Source organism: Desulfobacter sp. UBA2225, from assembly GCF_002348205.1.
In the GTDB taxonomy this organism is placed as follows: domain Bacteria; phylum Desulfobacterota; class Desulfobacteria; order Desulfobacterales; family Desulfobacteraceae; genus Desulfobacter; species Desulfobacter postgatei.
In genome coordinates, this window is record NZ_DDYV01000282.1 from 1 (window position 1) to 6057 (window position 6057).

Annotated in this window: 3 protein-coding genes and 1 pseudogene; all 4 read left to right on the forward strand. The window is 49.5% G+C overall.

Translation table 11 applies throughout. The features are described from left to right. Nucleotides 1-755, forward strand: a pseudogene (locus tag B3D59_RS14740) (adenylylsulfate reductase subunit alpha); the annotation flags it as partial. A 284-nt stretch (nt 756-1039) separates the two neighbouring features. Then, nucleotides 1040-2311 (forward strand): CoB--CoM heterodisulfide reductase iron-sulfur subunit A family protein, encoded by a 1272-nt coding sequence (locus B3D59_RS14745; protein ID WP_286821096.1) that lies wholly within the window; start codon nt 1040-1042, stop codon nt 2309-2311. A gap of 6 nt (nt 2312-2317) precedes the next feature. Then, nucleotides 2318-4654 (forward strand): FAD-dependent oxidoreductase, encoded by a 2337-nt coding sequence (locus B3D59_RS14750; RefSeq protein WP_286821098.1) that lies wholly within the window; start codon nt 2318-2320, stop codon nt 4652-4654. Nucleotides 4655-4690: 36 nt separating this feature from the next. Continuing rightward, a complete protein-coding gene (qmoC, locus tag B3D59_RS14755) occupies nt 4691-5896 on the forward strand; it encodes a quinone-interacting membrane-bound oxidoreductase complex subunit QmoC (protein ID WP_286821100.1) in 1206 nt (401 codons plus the stop codon). Nucleotides 5897-6057 lie beyond the last annotated feature (161 nt).

Genomic DNA, 6057 nt, shown 5'->3' on the forward strand with positions numbered 1-6057 from the left:
TGCCCACCGAACCGTACCTGCTGGGTTCCCACTCCGGATGCTGCGGAATCTGGTGCTCCGGTCCCGAGGAAGACTGGGTACCGGCTTCCTACAAATGGGGTTACAACAGAATGACAACCGTTCGCGGCCTGTTCACTGCCGGTGACGGCGTTGGCTGCTCCGGTCATAAGTTCTCTTCAGGATCTCATGCAGAAGGCCGTATCATTGCCAAATCAATGATTCAGTACCTGAAAGCCGAAGGCGACAAGGTTTCCGGTATTGCTGAATCCGACAAAGAGCTGGTGGACATGGTTTACTATCCGGTATACAACTACCTGGATAACTTTGAATACACCACAGCAACAGACGTAAACCCCAAATACTGCAAACCTGCCGGCATGGCTATGCGTCTGATGAAGATGACCAATGAGTATGGTGCAGGTACCGGTACTTTCTACATGACCAACGGCAAATCCCTTGAAGTTCTCATGGACCTGTTCGAAATGTTCCGTGAAGACCTTGAGAAAATTGCTGCCGGCGATCTGCATGAACTGCTCAGAGCATGGGAAGTTATGCATCGTCTCTACACTGTTCAGGCTCACACCCGTCACATCCAGTTCCGTGAAGAATCCCGCTTCCCCGGTTTCTACTACAGAGGCGACTTCATGGGCCAGAATGACAAAGAATGGTTCTGCTTTGTTAACTCTTCTTATGACAAGAAGACTAACGAGTGGACTCTGAAAAAAGAACCCTACGTTAAAATCATCTCCGACTAGTGCGGTAAGACGTTTTAACCTAAGGATGTCTTTATATGAACCTCCAGGTGCCGGCTTACCGGTGCCTGGAGGTTTTTCAGATTATGCCTGCCCGGCCCTGTCTCCTTTTTCGCAAGCTTGCGAACAAACGGATTATAGGTTAATTTGCAGTCTTGCAAATAAGGAGATCAGGATGCCGACCCCGGGCTTAAACCGAATATAATTGGGTTTGCCAGGAACCGGCATACAAAATTTGGAACTCATACACAACACAACTACACAACTGAAATGCACGGAGGGACAGCATGACTACAGAAAATTCAGCCCCGGTAAGTGGAAGCATTATGGTGGTTGGCGGTGGAATCAGTGGCCTGACAACCGCTTTGGAAGCTGCCGAAGTGGGCTACGAAGTCTTCCTTATTGAAAAGGAAGCTTCCCTTGGCGGAAGAGTCTCCCAGCTCAAGCACTACTTCCCCAAACTCTGCCCGCCTACCTGCGGTCTTGAAATCAATTACAGACGACTCAAAGACAACAAGAACATCAAGGTGTACACGCTTTCCGAGGTACAGAACGTTGACGGCAAGCCTGGAAATTATACCGTTAGCGTGAAAACTGCACCCCGGTATGTAAACAGCAACTGCACCTGTTGCGGTGAATGTGCAAAAGTGTGCGAAACTGAAATCAGCAATGAATTCAACTTTGGCATGGATCGCCGCAAGGCCGCATATCTGCCGCACAACATGGCCTTTCCACAGCGGTATGTCATGGATCCGGCCATGGGTAAGGATGACCGGGAAAAGGTCAAAGAAGCATGCAAATATAACGCAATTGATTTTACCATGGAAGAAAACACATTCGACCTGAAAGTCGGTGCCGTTGTATTCGCAACCGGATGGCAGCCCTATGATGCCACCCGCATTGACAATCTTGGTTTTGGCCGTTACCAGAACATCATCACCAACATGATGCTGGAACGGTTGGCATCTTCCAACGGCCCCACCGAAGGTAAAATCATCCGCCCGTCCGACGACAAGGCACCTGAAACCATTGCCTTTGCGCAGTGTGCAGGTTCCAGGGATGAAAACCATCTGCCCTACTGCTCATATATCTGCTGCATGGCATCCTTAAAACATGCCACATATATCAGAGCCCAATATCCTGATGCAAAAATTTACATCTATTACATTGATCTGCGGACTCCCGGCAGAAAATACGAAAATTTCTATGCCAAACTCAAGGCGGATAAAAACGTATTCTTTGTCAAAGGCAAGGTTGCGGAAGTCAGTGAAGAGAGCGGGACCGGCAACATCAACCTTGTGGCCGAAGATACCATCTCAGGTGAAAAAATCAGACAAACCGTTGATATGCTGGTGCTGGCCACCGGAATGCAGCCCACCTGCGCCATTGATAAGCCCGCAGCTGATCTGACCTTTGATGACGAAGGCTTTATTATCAATGATTTTTCCAAAGGCGGCCTGTTTGCAGCAGGGTGTGCCAATAAACCGGCCGATGTTGTGACATCCAACCAGAATGCAACCGGCATGGCCCTTAAAGCCATTCAGACTCTGAGGAGGTAACAAACCATGGATAAAAAATACGGCGTATATATCTGCACAGGCTGTGGTATCGGCGACACACTTGACATGAAAGCGTTAGCAGGTGTCCCCGACAACGAGGGCGTCAACTGCACCACCCACCCCTTCCTGTGCTCCAAAGAAGGTGTGGCACTCATTCAAAAGGACATTGACGATGGCAAGGTAAACGCCATGGTTATCGGCGCTTGTTCCCGCCGGGTGAACTTTGATGTATTTAACTTCCCCGGATGCATTATTGAACGGGCCAATCTAAGGGAAGGTGTGGTATGGCCCCATTCCCGCGAGACCTACCCAGCCCTGACCGAAGAGCAGAAAGATGATGGAGAAAGCTTTGACCGGATCCAGATGAAGGCCCAGGACTATATCAAAATGGGCATGATTCGCCTTGAAAAAGTTAAACTCCCCGCGCCTTACCAGACAGAATCCTTTTCCAAAAAGGTGCTGGTTATCGGCGGCGGCGTAACCGGTATGTCTGCAGCCCTGGATGCTGCCAAAGCCGGCTATCAAGTGACCATTGTAGAAAAAACGGCTGCCCTTGGCGGATATGCAGCCAAACTGCGCGCGCAGATGCCTGTTCAGCCTCCCTTTGAAACCCTTCAGGCACCTGTGGTGGATGCACTTGTCCAGGAAGTTGAGGGCAATACCAACATTGATGTGCGGACCAACTGTTTGGTGGCACGTATTGCCGGCCAGCCGGGTGAATTCACCGTAACCATGAAAAAACCCGGTGAAAAAATTCCCTTTGACGTACCCTTTCCGCTGCCTCCTGAAGAGCTGGTGGATGAAAACGGCAAGGAACTGGATGCTGATGCTGCCCATCAAAAATACCTGAAATTCAATGAAGGCAGAGAAGATATCCTTTCCCTTGATCCGAACGGAGAGCTTTACGGCGCCGTTGTTCTGGCTGCCGGCTGGCGGCCTGATGTCCTGAAAGGCGAAGCATACGCTCATTTGTCCGTGGACAATCCTGACGTGGTCACCAATGACGAATTTGAATTGATTGCAGCCAAGGGTAAAATCCTGCGTCCCTCCGACGGTAAAGAAGCAAAAAGGGTTGTATTTATCCAGTCTGCCGGCAAAGATGAAGACGACAGCGATTTTGACTACGCCGGTTCCGTAACTTCCATGGTGGCTTTGAAACAAGCCCGTTATGTCAGGGAAGATTATGCTGACGGCAAGGCCTATGTTATTTACCAGCACATGAGAACCCCAGGTCTGCAGGAATATTTCTACAAGGCCATGCAGCAGGATGACGGTATTTTCATGACCAAGGGTGCCGTCACCGACGTTACAGCCATGAGTTCAGAACTGATGGTAACAGCCCAACACACACTGCTTGGTGAGAACCTCGTGCTTAAAGCGGACTTGGTTGTTGTGGCAAGCGGTATGGTTCCGGTCACCAAGGATGACCCGGTTATCAACCTGGCCTACCGCCAGGGCCCTGGTTTCAGGGATAATGATATTTTCGGGCAGTATGCTGATTCGAACTATATCTGCTTTCCTTATGAAACCCAGAGAACCGGTATTTACGCAGCCGGTACCGTCCGCCGGGCCATGACCATTGAAGAGTCCATGGAAGACGCAACCGGTGCAGCACTGAAAGCTATTCAGTGTATTGAAAGCGCCAACCGCGGCATGTCGGTTCACCCTCGTTCCGGTGACTTGACTTATCCGGACTTCTTCTTCCAGAGATGCACCCAGTGCAAACGCTGTACGGTTGAATGCCCCTTCGGCGCCTTGGATGATGACGCCAGAGGAACCCCAAAAGCCAATCCCACCCGTTGCCGCCGCTGCGGCACATGCATGGGTGCCTGCCCGGAACGTATTATCTCCTTTGCCGATTATACCATCGACAGTATCGGTTCTCAGGTCAAGGCCATCACTGTTCCGTCTCAGGACGATTATAGTGAACCGCCCTTGCGTTTTCTGGCCCTGGTATGTGAAAACGATGCATACCCTGCATTCGACATGGTGGGTATGAACCGTGTCGACTACTCACCGGATGTCCGGGTGATTCCCGTTCGCTGCCTAGGTTCCGTGAACACCATCTGGATCAAGGACGCCTTGGCCCAGGGTCTTGACGGCGTTATCCTCATCGGTTGCAAACACGGCGATGATTACCAGTGCCATTTTGTCAAAGGTTCCGAACTTGCTGAAATCCGTGTGAAAAAGATCGGTGATGCGCTTGCTTCACTGGCCCTTGAAAACGAACGTGTTGCCTTTGCGGAAGTCGCCATTGATGACTATGATAAACTGCCCCAGATCATCAACGACTTTGTTGAAGAAGTGGACGCACTTGGCCCGAACCCGTTCAAAGGATTCTAACGACGGCATATAAACTTAATGGAGGTATATAGTACTATGAGTGCCAATTATCTTGCCCAACCTGATCTGGGATTCATTGCCGAGCTTAGAGGTCTTGGCGGAGAAACCCTTAAAAAATGTTATCAATGCGCCACATGTTCCGTGGTGTGCCCCATTGCACCTGAAAACAGCCCCTTCCCCAGAAAGGAAATGATTGCTGCCTCATGGGGTCTTAAAGACAAACTGATCAGCAATGGTGACATCTGGCTGTGTCACAATTGCGGTGACTGCACGGATATGTGCCCCCGTGGCGCAGCTCCCGGTGATGTACTGGCAGCGATCCGCTCTGCAGCCATCACTGAATACGCAACCCCCAAATCCCTTGCCAAGGCTGTAAATGATCCATCCAAACTGCCGCTTCTGCTTGGGATTCCGGCTGCCTGGTTTGCGCTGCTTGCCATTATCACAATGGGCTTTGGCGGCACCATGGAAAAAATTTTTCATTTCCTGTTCGGTGATGCCCTTGGCGGACGACTTCACTGGTCCCACGCCCATGAAGGTTCAGAACATGTTATCGCCCATGCCAACTTTGTATCCACCTGGTTTGTGGATATGACCTTTGTTCCCCTGGCTATTTTTGCAACTGTTGTTTTCTTTCTTGCCCTGAAACGCTTCATTGTGGACATTCATGACAATGCGGTTCTTGAAGGCAAAACAGACAAAACCAGCCTTGATTACAAAGCCCTTTTAATGTCTATTAAAAATGTCATACCCATGATATTGAAACATAACAAATTCACCCAGTGCGGATCCAACAAAGATCGCGCCACCCCGCATATGATGGTGCTTTTTGCCTTTATCGGCCTTTTCATTGTAACAGCAGTATGCGGTATCATGCTTTACGTAGGCGGTTATGCCGGTCCTTATCCCCAGCTTAACCCAATTAAATGGCTGGCCAATATCGCAGGTGTTGCCCTGGTCATTGGTTCAGGCATAATGATCAAGAGCAGACTTACCAACAAGGAACAGATCACAACTTATAAAGACTGGTTCATTCTTGGTGTTGTCTTCGCAGTAGGCCTTTCCGGTATGCTTACGGAAATGGCCCGCCTGGCTGAAATCGCATGGCTTTCTTATTTCTTTTACTGGATACACCTGATTGCCATCTTCAACCTGTTTGCATTCCTGCCGTACTCAAAAATGGCTCATATTGTTTACCGTACGGTTGCCATGGGCTATGCTGATTACGCCAACAGAAAATAGCTTTTAATCAGTACAATTGATTAAAAGGGGGGCTGGTTTTTGACCAGCCCCCCTTTTTTTTGCTTTCCTCGTAACAATCTTACGCTTCACCCACAAAACAAAAAAGGCTACAGAGATAACGTAACTTCTCAATAAGTGTCAGTGATGTCCGGTTAGGTTTT

Bases quoted from the DNA above. Each gene is read 5' to 3' on its own strand.
- B3D59_RS14745 (WP_286821096.1), top strand. From the start codon at position 1,040: ATGACTACAGAAAATTCAGCCCCGGTAAGTGGAAGCATTATGGTGGTT.
- B3D59_RS14750 (WP_286821098.1), top strand. From the start codon at position 2,318: ATGGATAAAAAATACGGCGTATATATCTGCACAGGCTGTGGTATCGGC.
- qmoC (WP_286821100.1), top strand. From the start codon at position 4,691: ATGAGTGCCAATTATCTTGCCCAACCTGATCTGGGATTCATTGCCGAG.